Source organism: Streptomyces roseofulvus (genome assembly GCF_039534915.1).
Lineage (GTDB): Bacteria > Actinomycetota > Actinomycetes > Streptomycetales > Streptomycetaceae > Streptomyces > Streptomyces roseofulvus.
In genome coordinates this window covers 7,686,185-7,709,765 of the sequence record NZ_BAAAWE010000001.1, presented here as the reverse complement: position 1 = coordinate 7,709,765, position 23,581 = coordinate 7,686,185, and the positions used below count along the sequence as shown (strand labels likewise).

Annotated in this window: 20 protein-coding genes; 7 read left to right on the top strand and 13 right to left on the bottom strand. The window is 73.6% G+C overall.

The window, feature by feature from the left end:
• Positions 1–27: 27 nt before the first annotated feature.
• Entirely contained in the window at positions 28–1,146 is a 1,119-nt protein-coding gene (locus ABFY03_RS35510; RefSeq protein ID WP_319008961.1) for an Lrp/AsnC family transcriptional regulator, read from the top strand.
• Here the strand turns inward: ABFY03_RS35510 and ABFY03_RS35505 are convergent.
• The gene (locus ABFY03_RS35505) at positions 1,129–1,737 is read right to left on the bottom strand and encodes an ankyrin repeat domain-containing protein (RefSeq protein WP_346171916.1); all 609 of its coding nucleotides are present in this window, start codon (positions 1,735–1,737) and stop codon (positions 1,129–1,131) included. The two genes, ABFY03_RS35510 and ABFY03_RS35505, sit on opposite strands and share 18 nt — an antisense overlap.
• A 125-nt stretch (positions 1,738–1,862) precedes the next feature.
• Here ABFY03_RS35505 and ABFY03_RS35500 point away from each other — a divergent pair, with 125 nt between their 5' ends.
• On the top strand, positions 1,863–2,732 hold the full coding sequence (locus tag ABFY03_RS35500; RefSeq protein ID WP_346171915.1) for a maleylpyruvate isomerase N-terminal domain-containing protein: 870 nt from the start codon (positions 1,863–1,865) through the stop codon (positions 2,730–2,732).
• Positions 2,733–2,747: 15 nt separating this feature from the next.
• Here ABFY03_RS35500 and thpR read toward each other — a convergent pair whose 3' ends face one another.
• Together thpR and ABFY03_RS35490 are read right to left on the bottom strand one after the other, a co-directional pair.
• Positions 2,748–3,329, bottom strand: a complete 582-nt coding sequence (gene thpR, locus ABFY03_RS35495; RefSeq protein ID WP_319008958.1) for an RNA 2',3'-cyclic phosphodiesterase — start codon at positions 3,327–3,329, stop codon at positions 2,748–2,750.
• 74 nt (positions 3,330–3,403) lie between these two features.
• Positions 3,404–4,462: a hypothetical protein gene (locus ABFY03_RS35490; protein WP_346171914.1), complete on the bottom strand. Its 1,059-nt coding sequence runs from the start codon at positions 4,460–4,462 to the stop codon at positions 3,404–3,406.
• 113 nt (positions 4,463–4,575) lie between these two features.
• Here ABFY03_RS35490 and ABFY03_RS35485 point away from each other — a divergent pair, with 113 nt between their 5' ends.
• Positions 4,576–4,947 carry a PadR family transcriptional regulator gene (locus tag ABFY03_RS35485; protein WP_319008956.1) on the top strand — a complete coding sequence of 124 codons (372 nt, stop codon included), beginning with the start codon at positions 4,576–4,578 and terminating at the stop codon, positions 4,945–4,947.
• Positions 4,944–5,534 (top strand): HAAS signaling domain-containing protein, encoded by a 591-nt coding sequence (locus ABFY03_RS35480; protein ID WP_346171913.1) that lies wholly within the window; start codon positions 4,944–4,946, stop codon positions 5,532–5,534. Before ABFY03_RS35485 ends, ABFY03_RS35480 begins: the two co-directional genes overlap by 4 nt.
• A gap of 36 nt (positions 5,535–5,570) precedes the next feature.
• On the opposite strand, the gene ABFY03_RS35475 is transcribed toward ABFY03_RS35480, so the two are convergent.
• From ABFY03_RS35475 to ABFY03_RS35435, 9 genes are all read right to left on the bottom strand, one after another.
• The gene (locus ABFY03_RS35475) at positions 5,571–5,741 is read right to left on the bottom strand and encodes a hypothetical protein (RefSeq protein ID WP_319008954.1); all 171 of its coding nucleotides are present in this window, start codon (positions 5,739–5,741) and stop codon (positions 5,571–5,573) included.
• 76 nt (positions 5,742–5,817) lie between these two features.
• Positions 5,818–7,224, bottom strand: a complete 1,407-nt coding sequence (locus tag ABFY03_RS35470; protein ID WP_346171912.1) for a GH1 family beta-glucosidase — start codon at positions 7,222–7,224, stop codon at positions 5,818–5,820.
• Positions 7,225–7,310: 86 nt separating this feature from the next.
• Positions 7,311–8,402: a DUF1996 domain-containing protein gene (locus ABFY03_RS35465; protein ID WP_319008952.1), complete on the bottom strand. Its 1,092-nt coding sequence runs from the start codon at positions 8,400–8,402 to the stop codon at positions 7,311–7,313.
• Positions 8,403–8,448: 46 nt separating this feature from the next.
• Entirely contained in the window at positions 8,449–10,617 is a 2,169-nt protein-coding gene (locus ABFY03_RS35460; protein ID WP_346171911.1) for a discoidin domain-containing protein, read from the bottom strand.
• Between the two features lie 89 nt (positions 10,618–10,706).
• Positions 10,707–12,893 carry a discoidin domain-containing protein gene (locus tag ABFY03_RS35455; protein ID WP_346171910.1) on the bottom strand — a complete coding sequence of 729 codons (2,187 nt, stop codon included), beginning with the start codon at positions 12,891–12,893 and terminating at the stop codon, positions 10,707–10,709.
• Between the two features lie 213 nt (positions 12,894–13,106).
• Complete coding sequence (locus tag ABFY03_RS35450; protein WP_319008949.1) at positions 13,107–14,474, bottom strand: GH1 family beta-glucosidase; 1,368 nt, start codon at positions 14,472–14,474, stop codon at positions 13,107–13,109.
• Positions 14,475–14,545: 71 nt separating this feature from the next.
• Positions 14,546–15,385 carry a carbohydrate ABC transporter permease gene (locus ABFY03_RS35445; protein ID WP_346172360.1) on the bottom strand — a complete coding sequence of 280 codons (840 nt, stop codon included), beginning with the start codon at positions 15,383–15,385 and terminating at the stop codon, positions 14,546–14,548.
• A 34-nt stretch (positions 15,386–15,419) separates the two neighbouring features.
• Positions 15,420–16,412 carry a carbohydrate ABC transporter permease gene (locus tag ABFY03_RS35440; protein ID WP_319008947.1) on the bottom strand — a complete coding sequence of 331 codons (993 nt, stop codon included), beginning with the start codon at positions 16,410–16,412 and terminating at the stop codon, positions 15,420–15,422.
• 11 nt (positions 16,413–16,423) lie between these two features.
• Positions 16,424–17,734, bottom strand: a complete 1,311-nt coding sequence (locus ABFY03_RS35435) for an extracellular solute-binding protein (RefSeq protein ID WP_346171909.1) — start codon at positions 17,732–17,734, stop codon at positions 16,424–16,426.
• 171 nt (positions 17,735–17,905) lie between these two features.
• Between ABFY03_RS35435 and ABFY03_RS35430 the strand changes: the two genes are divergently transcribed.
• Entirely contained in the window at positions 17,906–19,258 is a 1,353-nt protein-coding gene (locus tag ABFY03_RS35430; RefSeq protein WP_346171908.1) for an ROK family transcriptional regulator, read from the top strand.
• Positions 19,259–19,276: 18 nt separating this feature from the next.
• Here the strand turns inward: ABFY03_RS35430 and ABFY03_RS35425 are convergent, their stop codons facing one another.
• Positions 19,277–20,044, bottom strand: coding sequence for an NPP1 family protein (locus tag ABFY03_RS35425; protein ID WP_346171907.1), 768 nt, complete (start codon positions 20,042–20,044; stop codon positions 19,277–19,279).
• A gap of 199 nt (positions 20,045–20,243) precedes the next feature.
• Between ABFY03_RS35425 and ABFY03_RS35420 the strand changes: the two genes are divergently transcribed.
• Positions 20,244–21,254: an endonuclease/exonuclease/phosphatase family protein gene (locus ABFY03_RS35420; RefSeq protein WP_386723800.1), complete on the top strand. Its 1,011-nt coding sequence runs from the start codon at positions 20,244–20,246 to the stop codon at positions 21,252–21,254.
• A gap of 406 nt (positions 21,255–21,660) precedes the next feature.
• A complete protein-coding gene (locus ABFY03_RS35415; protein ID WP_386723801.1) occupies positions 21,661–23,559 on the top strand; it encodes a ricin-type beta-trefoil lectin domain protein in 1,899 nt (632 codons plus the stop codon).
• The last annotated feature ends 22 nt before the right edge of the window (positions 23,560–23,581 follow it).

Here is a 23,581-nt window from a genome sequence, read left to right as displayed (position 1 = left end):
GCCGCGCGTGACTGATCGTTTGCGCGAATGAGCCGTTTCGGGAACGGGGTGGTGGGCGTGCTCGACGAGCTGGACTATCTGCTGGTGACCGCCCTCCAGGTGGCCCCGCGCGCCGACTGGCAGACCGTCGGAGAGGCCCTGGGACTCGACGCCTCGACCGTGGCCCGCCGGTGGGCGCGGCTGACCCGGGCGGGGAACGCGTGGATCAGCGTCCATCCGGCGGTACGGGCGCAGGCGCCGGCGGTGATCGCCTACATCGAGGTGGACTGCGCGGCCGGGCGGCTGCACGAGGTCGCGGCGGAGATCGCCGAGGATCCGCACGTGTTCAACCTGGAGCACGTCAGCGGCGGCCGGGACCTCCTGGTGACCGCCGTCTTCGCCGACCAGGCCGAGCTGGCCCGGTACGTGGGCTTCCGGCTGGGCGCGCTGGACGGGGTGGCGGCGTCCCGGACCCAGGTGGCGACCACCCTGCACACGGAGGGGAGCCGCTGGCGGCTCGACCGGCTGACCGAGGAGCAGCGGCGGCGGCTCGCCGGCCCCGACCGTCCGGTGCCGGCCCGGTCTGCGGGCGGGCGGGTCCTGGAGGAGCGCGATCTGGAGCTCGTGCGGGTGCTGAGCGAGGATCCGCGGCAGTCCGCGGCGCGGCTGGCGGAGCGGACCGGGCTCAGTCCGACGACGGTACGGCGGCGGCTCGACCGGCTGGAGGCCGAGCAGGCGCTGGTGTACCGCTGCGAGGTGGCGCGGGCGCTGTCCGGGTGGCCGGTGTCGGTGTCGCTGTGGGCGACGGTGCCGCAGAGCCGGGCGCCGTGGCTGGCGGAGCGGATCAGCGCGCTGCGGGAGATCCGGATGTGCGCCTCGCTGTCGGGGCCGTACAACCTGCTGCTCGCGGCGTGGCTGCGGTCGGTCGACGACATCGCGCCGTTCGAGTCGCGGCTCACCGAGCGGTTTCCCGAACTGGTGGTCACGGACCGGGTGCTGACGCTCTGGTCGATGAAGCTGGGCGGCCATCTCCTCGACCCCCGGGGCCGCCACCTGCGGGCGGTCCCGCTGGGCCGGTGGTCCGACGACCGCTCGGAGGCGTCCGAGGCGGCCCTCCTCGACCGGCTGCGCACACCGCGCCGGCCGGGGTCACCGGGCGGCGGCTGAGGCGGCCAGGGCGGCGACGATCTCCCGGAAGACGGCGACCCGCTCCGGGTTCCGCCCCGCTCCCCAGTGCACCGCGCGGTCCCGGGCCTCGAGGGTCGGGACGGCGCCGCGGGCGAGGAGGCGGCGGACGACGTCGGGGCGGGGCAGGCCGCAGGCCCATTCGAGCGGGGTCATGTCCCGCTGCCGTTCTTCGAGGTCAGCGCCGTGCTCCAGGAGCAGGTCGACGAGGGCGAGGGGGTCGCCGTGGGTGCCGGTGGCGGCGTGGACGAGGGGCACCCAGCCGAAGCGGGTCTGCGGGCCGGTGGGGGCTCCGGCGGCGAGCAGCAGCCGGACCACGTCGGTGTGGCCCCAGCCCACGGCGGCGGTGAGCGGGGTCTGGTCGCCGCCGTACGCGCCGATGGGCCGCCCGGGGTCCGCGCCGGCCCGCAGCAACAGCTCGACCACACGGGCGTGCCCGGCGTTCACCGCCCGGTCGAGGGCGGTGCGCCGCTCGGCGTCCGGGGCGTCGGCGTCGGCTCCTGCCGCCAGCAGCCGGGCCACCTCGGCCGTGTCGCCGTTCCGCGCCGCCCCGGCCAGTCGCTCCCCGTCCATGCGGATGATCATGCCCGAGGCGCGGCGCCCGGGACAGTGCCCTGTTCGTGAGGTGCGGAACTCTGTCCCCCGCACGCTACCGGGCGGTAATGTGCGGGCCCGTCCACAGCCTTGGGGGAGCGCGCATGGGTGCAGTCACGGCCTACGATCCGGCGGCCGAGCACGAGCGGACGCGGGTCGCGCTGGAGGCCGCGATCGGGCGGCTGGTCGAACTGGTCGGCGGGATCGACGACATGGAGGTGCCGTCCGGCGTCCCGCCGTGGTCCGTCGGGGACGTCGGCGCGCACCTCGCGGCGGTCTACCTCGCCTACGGCGCCGCGGTCCCCGGCGAACCGGGCGGCGAGGGCATCGACTGGGAGGCCGTACCGGGCGGGCAGGACGGGACGTTCGGCGAGCGGATCGCCGCCGTGAACGCCCTCTCCGTGGGCCTCATCGCCGGGGCGGAGCGGAAGCGGCTCGGCGCGATCCTCGCCGAGCGCGGCGCGGCCTTCCTGCGCGGGTCGGCCGGGCTCGCGCCCGACACCCCGGTCCCCGCGCCCTGGTACGGGCCGGGGCGCGCCGTACCGCTGGCGGCGGCCACGGGACTGATGCTCAGCGAGACCCTGCTCCACGGCCTCGACATGGCGCGCGGCGCGCGCCGGCCCTGGTCCCTCGGCGCCGAGGAGGCGTCGCTGGTGATCGGGCAGGCGATGGTCACGATGATGCCGCTCGCCCTCGACCCCGAGAAGGCGAAGGGCGTCCGGATCGCCTTCGACCTGGCCCTCAAGGGCGGCCCGCGCCTCGCCGTCGTGGTCGAGGACGGCGTCGCGACGGTGACGAGGGACGCGCCGCCGCGCCCGTACGACTGCCGCATCGCGGCGGCGCCGACGGCGTTCCTCCTCGTCTCCTTCGGCCGCATGCCGATCTGGAAGGCGATCGCCCTGGGCCGCATGCGCGCCGGCGGCCGCAGGCCGTGGCTCGCGACGCGCCTGAGCGAACTGATCACGGCGCCCTGAACCCACCGCCCGGGATCACGCTCCGGTGAACGGCCAGGAGGCGATGTCCTGGTAGCGGACCGGGGCCGGGCCGCGGGCGTCGTCGCTGCCGACGAGGTGGAGGCGGGCGGTGGGCCAGGGGCGGCCTTCGAAGCCGTCGAGGACGGTGGCGGCGTCCGGGACGCTGGTGAGGTCGCCGCGGCGGGCGCGGGCCAGGGTCAGGTGGGGGCGGAGCGGGCGGCCCTCGTAGGGGATGCCGGCTTCCTTCACGAGGGCGCGGACGTCGTCGGCGAGGCGGTGGAGGCCGGGCACGTCGCCGGCGATGCCGCTCCACAGGACCCGGGAGTCGAAGTGGCCGCCGCCCCGCAGGGCGAGTCCGAGGGGGCGGCGGGCCGCCGCCAGCGCCGCGAGGGGGGCGTGGAGGGCGGGTACGGCGGAGACGGGCAGTTCACCGAGGAACGCGAGGGTGATGTGCCAGTCCTCGATGCGGTTCCAGCGCATGCCGGGATGGGCCGCGTAGGCGGGCGCCAGGGCGCGGGCGAGTTCGTCCTTGGCGTCGTCGGGCGGTGCCAGGGCGATGAAGACGCGGATGGTGGCGGGCTGGGTCGAGTCGTTCACAGGGTCTTCGTACCGTGCCGGGGACGCGGCCGTGCGGGCGGGTCCCCGTCGGGCGTCCCCGGCACGGTACCGGGTCACCAGTCGCCGTCGGCGATCGGGGCGCCGGGCGGGGGCGGCGGCGGGCCGAGGGGCGTGATCTGGTGCGGGCCCGGCGGGGTCCACGGGTCGAGGTCGTCGCCCAGCCACTCCCCCACCGGCTTGACGTCGGCGAGGGTGCCGGACGGGGCGAGGTCCGTGCCGTCGGCGTCGAAGTAGTCGTACCAGGGCAGGCCCGCGCGCGTGTAGGCGGCGCGGTCGACGGGCGACGGCGGGGGCGCCTCGCCCGTGATGCGGCGCCACTCGGGCGGCGTCACCAGGTGGACGAAGACCCGCGCGTCGGCGGTGTCGGACCAGTCGCGGGCCGGCCGGTCGTCCCGGTACACCTCCTGCCGCATGGTGCCGCCGGCGCCGACGCCCATCGCCGCGCCGGCCGGCGGCGGGCCCGCCGGTGCGGCCATCGGCATCGGCGGCGGACCGCCGTGGCCGCCGAACCCCGGCCGGGCCGAGCGGGGCGCGGCGGCGAGCCGGCGGGCCCGCTCCTCGGCGAGGCGCCGCTGCTCCTCGCGCCAGGCGGCGCGGAGCTCCGGGGCGAGCGGGAACGCCTGGAGCTGGAGGCCGCCGACGGTCTCCTCCCCGGTGACCTGGCCCTCGACGGTGGCGCCCATGCCCAGCGGGACGGCGACGAACTGGCGCACGGTGCCCTTGCCGGAGTTGATGCCGTCGAGCCACGGCTGGCGGGGCAGCACGACGTAGTTCTGCGGGCGGCGCGAGAGCTTCCCCGTCCACTTCTCGCCGGAGATCGCGCAGACCTTGCCGACGCCGACCTGGAGCGCCGTGGGTTCGGGGCTCCCGGCGAAGCTGAGCCACATCGCCTCGCGGAGGTACACCGGCATCATCACGCCGCCCTTGGCGCGCCACTGCTCGGGCACGGTGTCGGGATGGTCCTCGACCCGGCGGAGCGGGAAGGTGCCCAGCCCCGGGGGCAGCCGGTGGGTGCCGGTCTCGGGCAGCCGGAGCGTGCGCATGAAACGCACCCGCACCCCGTCTCCCAGCAGCAGGGTGTCCCCCTCGATCCTCGCCTCGTTGGCGGCCACCACGTCTCCCCTCGTCTCGGCGTCTCCTCCCCCGTAACACGATCGGCCGGAGCGGCCGGTTCCCGTCGGGTCGCGGCTTGTCGGGGACGTCCCGCGGCGCTATCTTGCATTGCATGGTTCCTGGTAACGCAAGCAACGAGGCGGGGGGCAAGGTCTCCAGTCAGCTCCGCAAGGGAGTGCTGGAGTACTGCGTCCTCGCGCTGCTCAGGGACGAGCCGAAGTACGGCGTCGAACTCCTCGCCGAGCTGTCCGCGGTCAGCGTGATGTCCACCAGCCAGGGCACGATCTACCCCCTGCTGTCACGGCTGCGGCGGGAGGGCTTCGTCGACACCGAGCTGCGCGACTCCCCGAGCGGGCCGCCGCGCCGCTACTACGCGCTGACGGCCCTCGGGCGGACCGCGCTCGCCGAGTTCGCCGGGGCGTGGCCGCACTTCCGGAACGCCGTCGACCACTTCCTCAACGACCCACAGGGGGACACCGCATGAACGCCACCGACCACCCGCTCGTCGCGGCCTACCTCGACTCCGTGGCCCGCGAGACCGCCGAACTCCCGGCCGACCGCCGGGCGGAGCTGCTCGCGGACCTCCGCGAGCACATCGAGGTGAGTGAGGCCCAGGACGACGCCGGGATCCGCGCGGTCCTCGCCGAGCTGGGCGAACCGCGCACGGTCGCCGCCTCCGCCCTCGCCGAGGAAGGCCCGCAGACCCCCGCCACCGCACCCGCGCCCGCCGCCGCGCCCGCGCCGACCGGCCCGCTCGCCGGCCGGCAGGCGGCCCGGCTCGTCGCCGCGCTGCCCGCGCTCGGCGGCCTGACCGTCCTGGCCCAGCCCGTCCTCGGCGCCCTGGTCCTCGCGATCGGGCTGGCGCTGCTCTGGATGTCGCCGCTGTGGACGACCCGGCACAAGCGGATCGGCACCGCCACGGCGGTGGCCGTGCCGGTGGTCCTGCTGCTCGGCGGACTGATGCTCGCCGGAGGCCGGATCGGCCCCCTGGAGCTGCTGCTGATCGGCGTGTTCCTGGTCGCCGTGCCGGCCGTCGGCGCGGCGGTCCTGCTGCGGGCCCTCCGGGACTGACCCGGCGGCCCGGCGGAGCCGTCCGGGACGGCGGTGCTACTCCTCGCGCTGGAACTCGACTTCGGCGCGCTCCTCGTCGAGCGCCGCCTGCGCGGCGGTGTAGAGGTCGTGGACGAACGCCTTGGCGTCCTCCGGCGCGATGCCGGTCCCGAGGGCGAGCAGTCGTTCGGTCCAGGCGGCGAGCGGGTCGCCCCGGTCTTCGGCCATGACGTCTCCTCCGGTCCTTCTCGGCCCGCCCTTCCTCCATCGTCCGCCGCGCCGGGGCCGCCCGCAATCGCCGGGCTCACGCCCCTCCGCGCACCAGGAGGGCCGTGTCGCGGAGCCACCGGGCGCTGCGCTTGGGGATGCGCCTCCGGGTCGGGTAGTCGACGCGGACGAGGCCGAAGCGCTGGGCGTAGCCGTACGCCCACTCGAAGTTGTCGAGGAGCGACCAGGCGAGGTAGCCGCGGACGTCGGCGCCGGCCTCGCGGGCGCGGGCGACGGCGGCGAGGTGGGCGGAGAGGTAGGCGGTGCGGTCCCGGTCGTCGACGTAGCCGTCGGCGTCCGGGACGTCGTCGTAGGCGGCGCCGTTCTCGGTGACGACCATGGGGGTGCCGGGGTAGTCGCGGGCGATGCGGAGCAGGAGCGCGGTGAGGTCGTGGGGCATGACCTCCCAGCCGAGGCCGGTCACCGGCAGCCCGCCGTGCGGGAGGCCGCGGGTGATCGGGCGGCCCTGGGCGTCGGCGGTGGCGCCGTGCTCGTCGCTGCCCGAACTGCGCATCGAGCGGTAGTAGTTGACGCCGAGGGTGTCGATCGGGGTGGCGATGGCGGCGAGGTCGCCGTCGCGGACCGGGATCTCGACGCCGTGCGCGGCGAGGTCGGCGACGAGGTCGTCCGGGTAGCCGCCGCGCAGGATCGGGTCGAGGTAGCAGCGGAAGCCGAAGGCGTCGGCGCGGCGGGCGGCCTCGCGGTCGGCGGGGCTGTCGCCGGCCGGGGCGCTGGTGCCGAGGAGGTGGGTGACGGCGAGGTCGAGGGGGCGGCGGGCGTCGGCGCGCAGCCTGCGGGCGGCGAGGCCGTGGGCGAGGTGGAGGTGGTGCACGGCGGCGACGCCGTCGGCGAGGGACCGCCCGCCGGGCGCGTGGACGCCTTCGACGTGCCCGAGGACCGCCGAGCAGAACGGCTCGTTGAGCGTGGTCCAGTGGGTGACGCGGTCGCCGAGCCGGTCGTGGACGAGGGCGGCGTAGTCGGCGAAACGGTGGGCGGTGTCCCGGGCGGGCCAGCCGCCGGCGTCCTGGAGCTCCTGGGGCAGGTCCCAGTGGTAGAGGGTGAGCCAGGGGGTGATGCCGCGGCCGAGGAGTGCGTCGACGAGCCGGTCGTAGAAGGCGAGCCCCTTCGGGTTGGCCGGGCCGCGCCCGCCGGGCTGGACGCGCGGCCAGGAGACGGAGAAGCGGTACGTGTCGAGGGCGAGGTCCGCCATCAGGGCGACGTCCTCGGGCATCCGGTGGTAGTGGTCGCAGGCGGTGTCCCCGGTGTCGCCGTTGTCGACGGCTCCGGGCACGCGGCAGAAGGTGTCCCAGATGGAGGCGGTCCGGCCGTCCTCGGCCGCCGCGCCCTCGATCTGGTAGGCGGAGGTGGCGGCGCCGATGCGGAAGCCGGGTGGCAGGCGGGCGATCAGGGCGTCGTCGTCGGGGAAGCGGGCGTCGGCAGGCATCTGAGGAGCTCCGGTGGCGGCCGTACGGGGGGGCGGCCCGGGTGCCGCGGCGGGCGTCCGGGCCGCCCCGTACGGGGTGGGCGGGGTCAGGGCAGGACGTGGTCGGCGTTCAGCACCGCGCCGCGCTCGGGGCGGTACAGGTCGAAACCGCGGGTGTCGCACTGGAGGCCGCCGTTGATGCAGTGGTCGACCAGCGCCTTGAGGGTGCGCTCCTCCCACGCGTTGAAGAAGTCGTAATGGAAGGAGTAGCCGCGGCCGCTGGCCAGGCGGACCCGGCTCATGTCGCCGTTGACCGGCCACGCCATCTTGAACTCGATCATCGGCAGGGCGACCGGGTGCGAGGCCGGGCACATGTTGTCGTTGGTGCCGGGCTTCACGACCGGGTACGCCATGTGGCTCTTGTGGTCGGGGGTGTCGAGGTGCAGGCCGTTCCAGCAACTGGGCGCCTGCATGCGGAGGTTGAGCTGGACGTCGGGCCGGCTCGGACAGCTCGCCGGGAAGTCGGTGTTGAAGAAGCTGTCACCGCACTCCCAGCCCTCGACGAAGCCCTTGTGGGCGCGGAACTCCTGCTCGGTCTGCGTCGGGCTGCCGACGACGAAGCGAAGCCCCCTGGGGAAGGGGCGCACGCTGCGGTAGTCGGTGACGCCGGCCTTGTAGTAGATGACCTGCGGGCCGACGGGCAGGATCTTCCGGTCGCCGTCGTAGAGCGAGGGCATCCAGTACGCGGAGGCGTCCGCGGGCGCCTTGCAGGTGGTGGCGCCGCCGTAGAGGGAGGCGGTGGTGCTGGCGGCGTTCGTCGAGGTGTTGCCCATGAACGTGTGGTCGTGGGACGTGCCGAACTGGCCCGGGTAGACGATCGGGTCGTCGGGCGCGGTGTGGGAGGCCGCGCAGCCGGCCTGGAACTCGTGGTGGTAGGCCGGGGGCGGGACCTCCTGGGACGGCGTGACGCCGGTGACCGGCGGGTCGGCGGGGATGTACCCGTCGCCGTCGGCGTCGTCGCCCGACGCCTGCGTGGAGGCGGCCATCTGGTGGCCGGTGTGGTGGACGGCCGCGGCGACGGCGGGCGGGATGCCGCCGTCCGGGTCCGTGGCCTGGGCCATCGTGCCGATGCCGAGGGCGCCGGCGATGAGGGCCGTGCTGACGAGGAGTACGGAGAGCCGTTGCGGAGTCGATCTCATGGGGATCTCCTCAGGGGGGGGTGGGAGGGGGTGGTGCGGGCCGGTGTCAGGCGTGGACGCCGAACGTGTGGAGCGAGTAGCCCCAGCCGGTGCCGCGCGCGGTCATGTGCACGCGCACGTGCCGGGCGGTGGCCCCGGCCTCGATGGTGTCGACGTCGCCGTCGCCGGCGGTCTGGGTGTGGATCGTCCGCCAGTTCTGTCCGTCGTCGGAGACCTGGACCTCGTAGGCGCGGGCGTAGGCCGGGTCCCAGACGAGCTGGAGGCGGGAGAAGGTCCGGACGGAGCCGAGGTCCACCCGGATCCACTGGGGGTCGGACCAGTCACTGGCCCAGCGGGTGTGCGGGTCGCCGTCGGTGGCGTGCGCGGCCGGGCAGGGGCAGTCGCCGTAGGACGCCTGGAAGGAGGAGGCGGTGGTCGGGCGGCCCTGGGCGAGGTCGGTGCCGGGGACCGGCGGGGCGACGACCCGGACGGACTTCGTCTCGATGCCGGCGTTGCCGCGTCCGTCCTCGGCCTGGACGTAGACCTTCCAGACGCCGAGCTTCGCGGGGGCGGTGACGGTGAGGGAGCCGTCGGCGTTGCGGCGGTAGGGGGTGTCGAGGAGCCGCTTGTCGCCGTTGGCGTAGTTGCCGCTGAGGAAGACCTTCGTGGTGACGGGATCGCCGTCGGGGTCGCGGACGTCGGCCCGGACGGTGAACTCGCCGCCGGCCGGGGCCGATCCGGAGGGGGTGACGGTCATGTTCGTGATGACGGGCGGGGTGTTGTCGCCCGCGGTGCCGCCCGTGTACGCCTTCTTGAGGGCGTAGTACGAGAGCCGCTTGAGGCCGTCGGGCAGGAGGTTGAACCAGACGCCGCCGAAGTCGTGTTCGGTGCCGTAGTGGAAGACGGTGGCGCCGAGGGCGACGCCCCGGTGGCCGGTGACGCAGTTCCAGGCGCGGGTGTAGCCCTCCGCCTTCTGCACGTCGGTGGGTTCCTCGGCGACGCCGTTGGCGTCCTTCGGTGTCTCCCACTCCCCCGCCGGGCCGGTCTCGGTGATCAGGTAGGGCTTGGTGTAGCCGCCCTGTTCCCAGTCCTCGCGGACGCCGCAGATGTCGCCGTAGGCGTTCATCGCGTACAGGTCGAGGTCGGGTGCGTTGCGCTTGTAGTAGGGCCAGGCTCCGGTCCAGGCGTCGGTGGAGGTCACCGGGTGGTCGGGGTCGAGGGAGTGGATCTTCCGGGCGACGTCGTTGACGAAGCTCGTGTAGGCGTTGCGCTGGGCTTCGAGTTCGGCGCCCGCGTAGCAGTTCTGGAGGCCGAGGACGGACTCGTTGCCGACGTTCCACATCAGGGTGGCGGGGTGGGACCTGTACTCCTCGACCCACCTGGCGAACTCGTTCAGCATGTTCGTCTTGTACGTCGTGTCGGTGACGTAGTTCGCGCAACCGCCGGAGCCGGGGCCGCCGCCGGGCTGGAGCCAGAAGCCGTTCATGACGCGGATGCCCTGGGCGGCGGCCGCGTCGAGGAGCGTCCGGGTGGAGGCGTCGGTGCCCCAGGTGCGGACGGTGTTGGCGCCCAGCGCCTTCACGTCGGGCATGTACCGGCCGGCGTCGGCGACGGACGGGCCCCAGGTGACGCCCTTGACCGTGTACGGCTGGCCGCCGACGGTGAGCTGCCAGTTCCCCTGGCCGCCGGTGACGCGGACGGCGCCGCCGGGCGGCGGGGCGCCGCCCTCCTCGCCGTACACCTCGAACTCCCAGAGGGAGAGGCCGTATCCGCCGGAGCGGGTGACGCCCTTCAGTCGGACGTGCCGGCCGGTGCCGGAGACGGCGACCTCGTCGGTGCCGCCGTCGGAGCCGGTCACGGACCGCACGGTGCGCCAGGTGGTGCCGTCGTCGGAGAGCTGGAGGTCGTACGCGGTGGCGTGGGCGGCCTCCCAGTCCAGCACGATCCGGCTGACGGCGGCGGTGCGGCCGAGGTCGACCTGGAGCCACTGGCCGTCGGCCCACTGGCTGGCCCAGCGGGTGCCGGCGTCGCCGTCGACGGCGGCGGAGGCGGGGAAGGCGGGGCCTTCGGTGGAGGAGGCGGTGGCCGGCCTGCCCTGGGAGAGCAGGGTCTCGGCGGCGGAGGCGGGTGCGGCCGCGAGGGCGGTGAGGGAGGTGGCGAGCAGGGCGCCGAGGGTGGCGAGGGAGGTGGCGGTGCGGGTGCGCCGGAAGGGCGCCTGGGCGGTGCGCGGAGGCATGGCGGCTCCAGGACGAGGGGGGGGTTCCGGGCGGTGCGGGGCCGGGGGCCGGGGCGCGGCGGGGAGGTGCCGCGCCCCGGCCGGGGCGGTCAGGGGAAGTGGACGACGGTGGACGGGATGGTCGAGGTGCCCTCGGTGGGGGCGCCGACGTCGTTGATGACGTGGTTGAACTGGCCGTTGCCGCCGAGGGAGACGGTCAGCAGGCTGTGGAACCGCACGCCGGGCTTCACGGGGGCCTTGAAGCCGTGGTCCTGGCGGATGGTGGGGTCGACGTTGTAGTAGCAGTAGCTGCCGAGGCCCCAGCCCTCGTGGGTGTTCACCGAGTCGTCGACGCGGTAGGCGGCGTAGCCCTTGGTGGTGCCGTTCTGGATGGCGGCCTGGTTGGGGGCGTCGTACGCCTTCTCGTTCTGGAAGAAGATCGTGCGGCCGCGCTCGCCGTACCACTCGACGTCGTACTTGTTGAAGTGCTCGACGAAGAGGCCGGTGGCGAGGACGTCGTCGCCGTTGACGCGGACGCCGTAGTCGGCGCGGTTGGTCTCCCAGCCGACGCCCTCGCCGTGGTCGGCGCGCCAGACCCAGGTGTGGTCGACGATGACGTCGTCGCTGTTGACGACCATGCTGGTGGTGGCCTTGCCGGGGCCGGCGCCGCCGATGCGGATGTAGACGTCCTGGACGGTCGTCGGGTTGGCGGCGTGGTCGGCGCCGGAACCCTGCGGGCCGATTTCCAGGAGGACCGGGGAGTTGACCGGTCCGGCGTCGACGAGGAAGCCGGCGAGGCGGACGCCGTCCACGTCGGCCACCTTCATGGCGGCGACGCCGTTGTCCGGGATGATCGTGGCGAGGCCGAGGCCGAGCACGACGGTGCCCGCCCGGTTGATCTCGATCGGCCGGTCGACGTGGTAGACGCCGGGCGTGAAGAGCAGGTGGAGGCCCTGCTGGACGGCCTGGTTCATCGTCGCGGCGGTGGTGCCGGGCTTGACGACGTAGAACTGCGTGAGCGGGATCTTCTCGCCCTGCGGGGTGCCGTTCGCCCAGGTGGTGCCGCGGGCGTTGGTCCGCTTGGCCGGGGAGAAGACCTTGTACTGGTTGTCCTCCCAGATCAGGTAGGGCTTCTCGCGGGAGATCGGGGTGGTGTCGAGGGTGGTGTAGCGCGGCTCGGGGAAGGCGGTCGCGGGCGCGCCCTCGGTGCCGGAGAAGACCTGGTTCCAGACGCTGTTGGACCAGCCGCCGATCGAGCTGTCGCGGGTGTACCACTGCTGCTGCGAGTAGTTGCCGATCTGGCCGTCGATCTTGGAGTCGGCGATGTAGCCGCCGGAGGCCCAGCCGTAGCCGTTGGGGGCGAGGTTGAGGCCGCCCTTGACGTGCATGCGGCGGAAGGAGGACGCCTGGGAGACGGCCCAGCGGTCGGTGCCGTTCACCGGGTTGAGGGCGAGTCCCTCGGCGCCGCGCCAGAAGTTCTGGGTGGCGTTGCCGTTGAACCAGCCGGCGTCGACGGTGACGTCGCCGTTGATGGTGGTGTCGTCGGGGCGGACGCCGAGGCCGGCGATCTGGGTGTAGAAGCCGAGCTGGGCGTTGAGGCCGTTGTACGTGCCGGGCTTGAGGAGGAAGGCGTGGCGGCCGGCGCCGAACTGGGCCGACTCCTGCTCCTTGAAGACGGCGTCCAGCTTGGCCTGGAGGCCCGGCGTGGACGGGTCGAAGACGTGCACGTTGGGGCCGAGGTCGCCGCCGCCGGGCAGCTGCGGGCCGGTGGAGTCGGTGGAGCCGTACACCTGGAACTCCCAGAGGGAGTAGCCGTATCCGGTGCCCCGGGCGAGGCCGTTCATGCGGACGTAGCGGCCGGTGCCGGAGAGGGTGACCTCGTCGGTGCCGCCGTCGCCGGCGGTGACGGCGGTGACGGTGCGCCAGCTGGTGCCGTCGTCGGACGCCTGGATCTCGTAGCTCCGGCCGTAGGCGGCCTCCCAGGTGAGGACGGCCCTGCTGAGCTGCCGGCTCGCGCCGAGGTCGACCTGGAGCCACTGGGGGTCGGCCCACTGGCTGGACCAGCGGGTGCCGAAGTCGCCGTCGACGGCGGCGGAGGCGGGGAAGACGGCGCCTTCGAGGGTGGAGGCGGTGGCCGTCCTGCCCTGGGAGAGCAGGGTCTCGGCGGCCTGGGCCGCGGTGGTGGGGAGGACCGCGAGCAGGGTGCCGGCCAGGGCGGCGGCGAGCGCGCCGGCGGTGGGGCGGCGGAGTGCCGAGGCGGAGCGGCGGCGTGCGGGTGGGGACCCGGCGGAGGGCATGGGGATCTCCTCGGTGCGAGGGGCGGATGCGATGGGGGGAGCGCTCGCCGAAACCTTGCATGCGGCGCGAGTTGACGGTCAAGGCATGCGACACGACTTTTCTTTTGACTTGCATTAAGCATCGATCGCACCGGGCGCGGCCGGAACGCGGGCATGCCGAAGACCGGTCCGGGTGACCCGACGGACCGGTCTTCGGCAGGGGCGGGGCGGCGGCTAGCCGCGCTGCTCCCGGTGAGCACGGATGAGTTCGGCGTAGCGGCGGCCGCTGGTCTTCACCGTGCGGCGCTGGGTCGCGTAGTCGACGTGGACGAGGCCGAAGCGCTTGTCGTAGCCGTAGGCCCACTCGAAGTTGTCCAGGAGGGACCAGGCGTAGTAGCCGGCGAGCGGGGCGCCCTTGCGGACGGCGCTCGCGCAGGCGGCGAGGTGGCCCTCCAGATAGCGGGTGCGGTCGGGGTCGTGGACGGCGCCGTCGGGGCCGGTGGCGTCGGGGAAGGCGGAGCCGTTCTCGGTGACGTACAGCTCGCGGACGCCGTACTCCTCGGTGAGCCGCAGCAGCAGGCTCTCCAGGCCCGCCGCCTCGATCTGCCAGTCCATGCCGGTGCGCGGCACGTCGGGTAGGCGGACCTCGCGGGCGTACGGGACGGGGCCCCCGGGGTCGTCCTCGACGGTCACCGGGAAGTAGTAGTTGAGGCCGTGCCAGTCGAGCGGGGCGGCGATCGTCTCCAGGTCGCCGGGCCGCTCCGGGAGTTCGACGCCGTACAGCTCGCGCATGTCGGCGGGGAAGCCGCGGCCGTACACCGGGTCGAGCCACCAGCGGTTGCTGTGGCCGTCCATGCGGCGGGCCGCGGCGAGGTCCTCGGGGCGGCTGGAGGCGGGCTCGACGGTGGAGTGGTTGGTCACCAGGCCGACGCGGGCGCCGGGCGCGGCGGCCCGGATCGCGGCGGTGCTGAGGCCGTGGCCGAGGAGCAGGTGGTACGAGGCGCGGACGGCGGCCGTCAGGTCGGTGAGGCCCGGCGCCATCCGGCCCTCCAGGTGGCCGATCCAGGCGGAGCAGAGGGGTTCGTTGAGGGTGGCCCAGCGGGTGACGCGGTCGCCGAGCCGGCCGGCGACGACGGAGGCGTACGCGGCGAGGTGTTCGGCGGTCTCGCGGGAGGTCCAGCCGCCCCGGTCCTGGAGGGCCTGCGGCAGGTCCCAGTGGTAGAGGGTGACGTTGGGGGTGATGCCGGCGTCGAGGAGGGCGTCGACGAGCCGGTCGTAGAAGTCGAGCCCGGCGGCGTTGACGGGGCCGTCGCCGCCCGGCACGACCCGGGGCCAGGCGATCGACATCCGGTAGGCGTCGGTGCCGAGTTCCTTCATCAGGGCGATGTCGTCGGGCCAGCGGTGGTAGTGGTCGCAGGCCGTGTCGCCGGTGTCGCCGTTGTCGATCGCGCCGGGGACGCGGCAGAAGGTGTCCCAGATGGAGGGGGCGCGGCCGTCCGCGGCGACGGCTCCCTCGATCTGGTAGGCGGAGGTGGCCGTGCCCCAGGCGAAGGACGGCGGGAAGGCCGCCAGGTCGAGCGGGGCGGCGGTGGGGTCGGACACGGGGTGCCTTTCTGCGGTGTGGAGCCGGGTACGGGGCCGGGGGCGGGACGCGCCCGGGCGCTGGGGGGCCGTCACTTGACCGCACCCGCGGTGAGGCCGGCGACGAGGTAGCGCTGGAGGAGCAGGAAGCCGGCGACGACGGGGACGCTCACCACGAGGGAGGCGGCCATCACCTGGTTCCAGTAGACGTCGTTCTGGGTGGCGTAGCCCTGGAGGCCGACGGCGAGCGTGCGGGTGGTGTCGTTGGTCATGACGGAGGCGAAGAGGACCTCGCCCCAGGCGGTCATGAAGGCGTAGACGGCGACGGCGACGATGCCGGGCCGGGCGGCCGGCACGATGACGCGGAAGAGCGCGCGGATCGGGCCGCAGCCGTCCACCTTGGCCGCCTCGTCCAGCTCGCGCGGGATCGAGTCGAAGTAGCCGGTGAGCATCCAGATGGAGAAGGGCAGCGAGAAGGTCAGGTAGGTGAGGACCAGGCCCTCGCGGGAGCCGAAGAGGGCGATGCCGGTGGCGTTGCCGAGGTTGACGTAGATGAGGAAGAGCGGCAGCAGGAAGAGGATGCCGGGGAACATCTGCGTCGACAGGACGGTGACGGTGAAGACCCGCTTGCCGCGGAACGTGTGCCGGCTGACGGCGTACGCGGCGAGGACGGCGACGGCCACGGAGAGGACGGTGGCGGCGCCGGAGACGACGATCGAGTTCACGAAGTAGTCGGCGAGCGGGACCGTCTCCCAGATGTCCGCGTACGGGCGCAGGGTGACCCCGGAGGGGATCCACTCGAACTTCCCCGAGACGTCCTCCAGCGGCTTCAGCGAGCTGGACACCATCACGTACACCGGCAGCAGGACGAAGCCGGTGAGGAGGGTGAGGACGATCCGCCGGGTCCAGAGGAAGGAGCGGGGCGGGGCCATCGGGGAGCGCGGCCGGGCCGCGCGTGCGACGGTGTCAGACATCGGAGGTCTTCCTTCCGCGGGTGGTGAGCAGGAGGTAGACGCCCGTGACGAGGAGGAGGAAGAGCAGCAGGAGCGCGGACATCGCCGAGCCGGTGCCGAAGTTCCAGGTCTGGAACGACGACTGGTAGATGTGGAGCGAGATGAGGTCCGCCGCTTCCGGGGCCGCCTTGCCGAAGAGCACGAACGGCGTGTTGAAATCGTTGAAGGTCCACAGGAAGAGGACGAGGACGAGGACCTGGTTGACCGGGCGCAGCGACGGCAGGGTGATGTGCCGGATCTGCTTCCAGACGCCGGCGCCGTCGAGGGCGGCGGCCTCGTACATGTCCCGGGGGATGTTCTGCAGTCCGGCCATGACGGTGAGGAAGGCGAACGGCCAGCCCTTCCAGACGGAGACGGCGAGCAGGGCCCAGAAGCTGTTGTCGCCGATGAGCCAGAAGGCGGGGCTGTCGCCGATGCCCAGCTGGTCGTGGAGGACGTGGTTGATGAGGCCGTTGTCGCGCTGGAACATGAACGCCCAGGTGATGACGGCGGCGTAGACGGGCAGCGCGTACGGGACGAGGAAGAGGGTGCGCAGGACACCCCGGCCGCGGAAGTTCTCCTGGAGCAGGACGGCCGCGGCGGTGCCGAGGAGCCAGCACAGGCCCACCGAGAGCAGGGTGAACTGGCAGGTGGTCAGGAACGACCTGAGCAGGGACTGGCCGACGGCCGCGTCGAAGTCGAGCGCGACCGAGAAGTTGTCGAGTCCGGACCAGGGGGCGGCCGCCCAGTCGCGGATGTAGAACTGCGTGAGCTCCTTGAAGCTCATCGCGAGGCCCATGAGCATCGGCACGAGGTGCACGAGGAGTTCGAGGACCAGGGCGGGCAGGAGCAGCAGGTACGGCAGTGCGAGGCGGCGACGCCCGGAGCGGCGTGCGGTGCGCGCCCCTCCGGGTGTGGCCTTGCGCACCGCCGGCTCCCGTGCGGGGGTGACGGCGGTCTGGGTCATGGGTGCGGTGCCTACTTCTTCGGCATCTGCTGCTGGGCCTTGTCGAGCTTGGCCTTGACGGACTCGGTGGTGACGGGCCGGCCGGCGGCGGCGTCGGCGAAGAGCTCCTTGACGGCGGTGCCGACGACGGTCTCGAACTGGGACTCCTCCGGGACCTGCGGGAGGGCGGCGGCGCTGGAGGCGAGGGTGTCGCGGATGACGGCGAGGGACGGGCCGGAGAAGGCGGGGTCCTGCTGGGCGGTCTTGACCGGCGGCACGGAGCCGTAGGTCTTGTTGAGGGCGGTCTGCTCCTCGTCGCTGGTCATGAACTTCACGAACTTCAGGGCGCCGTCGAGGTTCTTGGTGTTCTTGAAGACGGCGAGGTTGATGCCGGCGACCATGGAGTTGGTGGCGGTGCCGGTGCCGGGCTTGCCGGCGGGGACGGGGGCGGGGACGACGCCCCACTCGTCCTCGGCCATGCCCTGGGAGGCGAAGGTCTGGGACGGGGTCTGCCAGAGGACCATGCCGGTGCGGTCCTTGGCGAAGTCGCTGAGGGACTGGTTCTGGGCGTACTCGGCGTTGCCGGGGGCGACGATCTTGTGGGTGGCCATGAGGTCGACGTACTGCTTGACGGCGGCGACGGCGCCGTCGGAGGTGAAGTCGGCCTTGCCGTCGGCGGTGAAGAAGTCGGCGCCGTGCTGCTTGCCGAGGACGAAGACCTGGTGGATGTTGTTGGACAGGTTGGAGCCCTCGACGCCGATGCCCCACTTGCCGTCCTTGCTGAGCTTCTTGCCGGCGGCGATCACCTCGTCCCAGGTCGTCGGCGGCTTGGCTATGCCGGCGTCCTTGAACATCTGCTTGTTGTAGTAGAGGGCGTACGCCATCGAGTAGAGCGGGACGGCGGCCGGGTCCTGGCCGGGGGCGCCGGTGGAGCCGAGCGCGGAGTCGACGAAGCGGTCCTTGCCGCCGATGGCGTCGAAGTTCTTCGCGTCCCAGGGCAGCAGGGCGCCGGTGGCCTGGAGGGAGGCGCTCCAGGTGTTGCCGATGTTGAGGACGTCCGGGCCCTGGCCGGAGGTGGTGGCGGTGAGGATGCGGTTGAGGAGGTCGGACCACGGGATCACCTCCAGCTTGACCTTGATGCCGGTCCGCCGCTCGAACTCGTCCAGCTCGGGCTGGAGGACCTTCTTGTCGACCTCCAGGCTGGAGCCCTGGTTGGAGGCCCAGTAGGTGAGGGTCTTCGTCGCCTGGCCGCCGCCGTCCTCTCCCCCGCCGCCGCAGGCGGTCGCGGTGAGGAGGAGGGAGAGGGTGACGGCACCCGTGACGGCGGCTCTGATTCTGCGCATGGCTCCTGGTCCCTTTCGGGGAAGGCGGGAGGACCGACAGGGGGAGCGCCCGGACCGCCCACCACCGCATCGGCTTAATTTAGGATGTGAGTTAAACCCCGTGAGAAGGTCGCGTCAAGGCTTGTCGTGCGGGTATGTTGCAGCGGACGACTACGACGGACAGGGGCGAGAGTGCACGCGAAGAGTGGCCGCACGGTGCGCGACCTGCGGCGCGAGAACCGGACGGCCGTGCTGCGCAGGCTCTATTTCGACGGCCCGATGAGCCGGCTCGCGCTGGGCCCGGCGACCGGACTCTCCTCGGGGTCGATCAGCAACGTGGTCGCGGAGCTGGTCGCCGAGGGGCTCGTCGAGGAGGCCGGCAGCGTCGACTCCGCGGGCGGGCGCCCGCGCACCCTGCTGCGGATCGCGCCGGACAGCGGCTGCATGATCGGCGTCGACGTCGGCGAGACCCGGGTCCGGATCGAGCTGTTCGACCTGGCGCTCACCGAACTGGCCCGCACCGAGCGTCCGCTGGCCCCGTCCGGGCCGAGGACCGCGCGGTACGAGGTGGCGGTGGTCGTGGACCACCTGCGGGACGGGATCGCCGAGGTGCTGCGGACCGCCGGTGTGCCCGCGGAGCGGCTGCTCGGCGTCGGGATCGGCGTCCCCGGCATCGTCGAGCGGACGGCGGAGCGCGGGGCGGTGGTGCACGGGCAGACGATCGGCTGGGACGCGGTGCCGCTGGAGCGGCTGCTGCGCGAGAAGGTCGCGCTGCCGGCGGAGGTCCCGTACCGGATCGAGAACGGCGCCAAGACCCTGGGCCAGGCCGAGATGTGGTTCGGCGCGGGGCGGGGGGCCGGCAGCGCCGTGGTCGTGCTCTTCGGCTCCGGCGTGGGCGCGTGCGTGGTGACGGACCCGCTGGGTCCGGGCCAGGCCCTGGAGTGGGGCCATCTGACGGTCCGGGTGCGCGGCCGCAGCTGCCGGTGCGGCGCCCAGGGCTGCCTGGAGGCGTACGCCGGTGCGGAGGCCCTGCTCGCGCGCTGGCGGGAGGCGGGCGGCGAACCCCCGGCCGGCGCGGACGAGGAGACGGCCCTCACCGCGATGCTCGCCGCCGCGTACCCGGCCGACGCCGGGGCCGCGGCCGGAGGGGGCGGGCAGGGCGAGGCCGGGCCGGGTGGGGTTGCCGGGGATCCGGTGGCGCTGGCCGTGCTGGACGAGACGGCCGAGTACCTGGGGGCCGGGCTGGCCGATCTGATCAACCTCTTCCAGCCGGAGCGGATCCTCGTCGGCGGCTGGGCCGGGCTCCAGCTCGGCAGCCGGTTCCTGGAGCCCGTGGCGGCGTACGCCCGCGCCTACGCGCTCCGCCACCCCGGCGGCCGTACGGAGATCGCGCTCGGCACGCTCGGGCCCGAGGCGGTCACCGTCGGGGCCGGACTGCTGCCGCTGGTGGACTTCTTCGCGCTGGGCGGGCGCCGCCCCGAGCGGGCGCCGAGCGTTCCGGCGCCCGCCTGGCAGACGGCGCTGCGCGACCGCGTCTCCACCTGAGGGACGGCCCCGCACCCGCTACGCGTACGGATCGAAGGGGATGCCGGACGGCTTCGCCTTGGCGAGGTGGTCGGCGAAGCTGCCGTCCTTCAGTCCGAAGTGGGCGCTGCCGAAGTCCGCCTGGCTCAGCTTCTCGCGGAGGCCCGGCGGGTAGCCGTTCCAGCCGACGAGGGCGGGGTACTGCCAGGTGCCCCGGTGGTTCTCGGGCGGCTCGTCGTTGGAGTTGGCGGCCCGGAAGCAGTGGGTGCCGATGCCGTCCTTGTGGTAGATGATCTTCGGGTGGGTGCCGTCCCAGCGGATCGCGCCGCGGCCGTGGACGGTGAAGGACCCGTGGTTCGAGGTGGAGACGTACTGCGCCTGCCCGTTCTGGATCCAGACGACGACGTGCTCCCAGTCGTGCCGGTGGCCGCCGAGGCCGCTGCCCCAGACGGCCTGGTCCTTCTCGAAGTAGAGGCCGTAGAGGACCGCGCACCAGCCGTTGTTGCAGAGCGCGCGGGCGTAGCCGTTGGTGTTGGCGAGGTCCCAGGAGTCGCGGCACTGGCTGCTGACCGTGCCGGACGGGTTCAGGCCGGGGTTGAGCGTGCCGTCCGTACCGATCGCCGGCGTCGGGTAGCAGCCGTCGGTGTCGTAGTCGTACGCGGGCTGGTACGTCTGCTCCAGGGCGTCCGCGTTCGCGGGAAGCGCCGGCGGCGGGGCGGCGAGGGCGGTGCCCGGGACCGCGAGGAGGAGGGCGAGGGCGCTGCCGAGCACGGCGGCCCCCTTCGTGACGCGACGCGAGGTCTTCAACTCCGGCTCCCTGCTGGGGTCGAGGGGGGTGGTGGGGCGGCGGTCGCGCCGTGTGCCCGACGCGACGGACGACCGCGCGCTGACATGCCCACTCCAAGCGACGGTCAAACGGCCGGCAACCGCGGGACGGGCGGAGACGTCCTGATCAGGAGTGCCGGGGGGGAAGACCGGCCGAAGGCCGGGGAAAGGACGGACGGCTGTGGCGGGGCGGGAAGGGAAACCGGGGGCGCGGCGGATCCGGTGGCCGTGGCGGACCCGGCGGACGCCGGAGGGCGGGCGGCCGCGCGGCCGGCTGCTCGCCGGACTCGGCGCGGCGACCGCCGCGCTCCTCGCTCTGCACCGGTTCGTGCCGAACACCCCGGGACGGCTGGGCAGTCTGCTGGAGACCTTCCTGTTCTGGCTCGGCCCCCTCACCGCGCTGCTGCTCCTCTGCGCGGCGGCGCGGCGCGCCCGCACGGCCCTGCTCGTCCTGCTCCTCCCCGCCGTGGTCTGGGCCGCCGTCCTCGGTCCACGGCTGCTGCCCGCGGGGCCGCCCGGTCCGCGCGAGCTCACCGTCGTCCAGCACAACGTCGCCGACGACAACGCCGATCCGGCCGGCACGGCCCGGGCGCTGGCGGACTCCGGCGCCGATCTGATCGCCCTCCAGGAGCTGGTCGATCCGGCGTCGGCCGTCTACCGAAGGGAACTCGCGCCCCGCTACCCGTACCACTCCGTGCGGGGCACGGTCGGGCTCTGGTCCCGCCATCCGCTCGGCACCACCCGGGCGCTGGACATCCGGCCGCGGGACATCGCGGAGCCGTGGCAGCGGGCGCTGCGGGCCGAGGTGCGGACACCGTACGGGGAGGTGGCGGCGTACGTCGTCCACCTGCCGTCGGTCCGGCTCGGGCCCGGCGGGCTCGGGTCCGCCCGGCGCGACGAGAGCGCCGCCCGCCTCGGACGGATCCTGGCGGCCGAGCGGGCGCGCCGGGTGGTCCTGGCGGGCGACCTCAACGGCACGGTCGACGACCGCGGTCTGGCGCCGCTGACCTCACGCCTCGGCGCCCCCGCGCGCGGCCTCGCCCTCAGCTACCCGGCCGCCCTCCCGGTGGCCCGGATCGACCAGGTCCTGGCGCGCGGCGGGCGGGTGCCCGCGATCCGCGCGCTCGCCGCCACCGGCAGCGACCACCTGCCGGTGCTGGCCCGGGTCGCGCTGGACGGCGCCGACGGCTAGGTCGTTTCTTTCGGATCGTGCCGGGCTCGCGGGTCACGCGGCGGCCCGGTGGAGGGCGTCCGGGGCGGCGCGCTCGCCCGTGCGCCGGGCGCCGCCCTCGGCCGCTCCCGCACGATGTCGCTGACCGCGCTCGACGCGCCCTCTCCACCACCGAACCGGCCCGCCGCACCGGGCTCTCCGGGGCCATCTCCACCTCCCGAACGCGGCGCGCACCGTCGGGTGTCGAGGGCGCCGCCAGGGCGGGCGGCCGCTTCGGGAGTTGTACGCGGGAGGGGTTGACGGGGACTCTGCGGCTCCATAAGTTCACAGCTTGATAAAAGGCTTGCCGCCTTGTGGGACACGTACGGATCCGGGCGGGCCGGAATCCGTACGGCAGCGCGGCACGCCTCGACGAAAGGGTTGTCAGGTGCAACTCAAGCTTCTCCGGGGTGCGCGCCCCCGCTCGCTCGCCGCGCTGCTCACCGGCGCCCTCGTGGCGACCGGTCTGGTCCTCACCGCGCCCGGCACCGCGCAGGCGGCCGGGGAGCGGGTGGACGTCTGGCTGACCACCACCTCCGACGCCGGAGGCCGTACCGTCACCCGGGGACTCGCCCCGCAGGCCCCGCTCGCCTTCGGACCGGCGGGCGGCGGCGCGAGCCACACCATCACCGTCGACGAGTCCACCACCTACCAGCAGTTCGAGGGCGGCGGCGCCTCGATCACCGACACCACCGCCCACCTGCTGCGCGGCGGCGCGGTCAGCGCCGCCACCCGCGACGAGGTGATGCGCCGGCTCTTCTCCCCCACCGACGGCATCGGGCTCTCCTTCGTCCGCAACCCCATCGGCGCCTCGGACCTCTCCCGCCCCGGCAACGTCTCCCTCGACGACACCTGCTGCGACCTGAACGACTTCGGCGCCAACGGCTACGACACCCCCGTGCGGCTGCTGACCGCGCAGGCCAAGCAGCTCAATCCGGCACTGCGGGTCAAGGGCGTGCCGTGGAGCGCACCCGGCTGGATGAAGGACAACGGCCGGATGGACCAGATGGGCTGGCTGAAGTGGGAGCACTACCCCACCTACGCGCAGTATCTGGTCAAGTACGTCCAGAGCTACCAGGCGGCGGGGATCAAGGTCGACTACCTCTCGGTGCAGAACGAGCCGAACTGCTGCCAGGCCGGCAACCCCACGGCGATGAACTACCCGGGCATGAGCTGGAACCCGTCCGGCCTGGTCGAGTTCACCAAGAACCACGTCTACCCGGCCTTCCGGGCCGCCGGGATCACCACCAAGGTCCTGGTCCACGACTGGAACTACGGCGACTACGCGAACTTCGGCGCCGCCGTGCTCGGTGACGCGGGGGTCAGGAACGATCCGCTGTTCGGCGGCATCGCCTGGCACGGCTACTTCGGCGACCCGGCCGTCGGCAGCCAGGTCCACGCCCAGTACCCGTCGGTGCGCCAGTTCTCGACCGAGCACTCCGGCGGCACCTGGATCGGGAACCAGCACAACGAGGACCTGAAGGACATCGTGTCCTACGCCCGCAACTGGAGCAGCAGCCTGGTGAAGTGGAGCCTCGCGCTCAACCAGGACATGGGGCCGCACAACGGCGGCTGCGGCACCTGCACCGGTCTGGTCACCGTGCAGGAGGGCGGCGCCCGGGCCGGGCAGGTCGACTACACGATCGAGTACTACACGACCGGTCACCTCACCAAGTTCGTGAAGCCGGGCGCGTACCGGATCGCCTCCACCGACAACGCGACCGTGCAGAACGTGGCCTGGCGCAACCCCGACGGCTCCAAGGCGCTGATCGCGCACAACGGCGGCGGCTCCGCGCAGTCCGTCCGCGTCGACTGGGGCGGCCAGTCCTTCACGTACACCCTCCCGGCCCGCACCACCGCCACCTTCACCTGGTCCGGGACGCCGGGCGCCGGGGCGCCCACCGGTCCGCTGACGGGGCTCGCCGGCAAGTGCCTCGACGTGGCCGGCGCGTCGAGCGCCGACGGCACCGCCGTGCAGCTCTACACCTGCAACGGCACCGCCGCCCAGCGGTGGACCCTCGCCGCCGACGGCAGCGTCCGGGCGCTCGGCAAGTGCCTCGACGCGACGGGCGGCGCGACCGCCGACGGCACCAAGGTGCAGCTCTACACCTGCAACGGGACCGGCGCCCAGCGGTGGACGTACGACCCGGTCACCCATGACGTGGTCAACACGGCCGCGGACAAGTGCCTCGACGTCACCGGCAACTCCTCCGCCGACGGCACCCGGGCCCAGATCTGGACCTGCACCGGCGGCGCCAACCAGAAGTGGACCCACCAGCCGTCGTGACCGTGCCCCCCTTTCCTCCTCC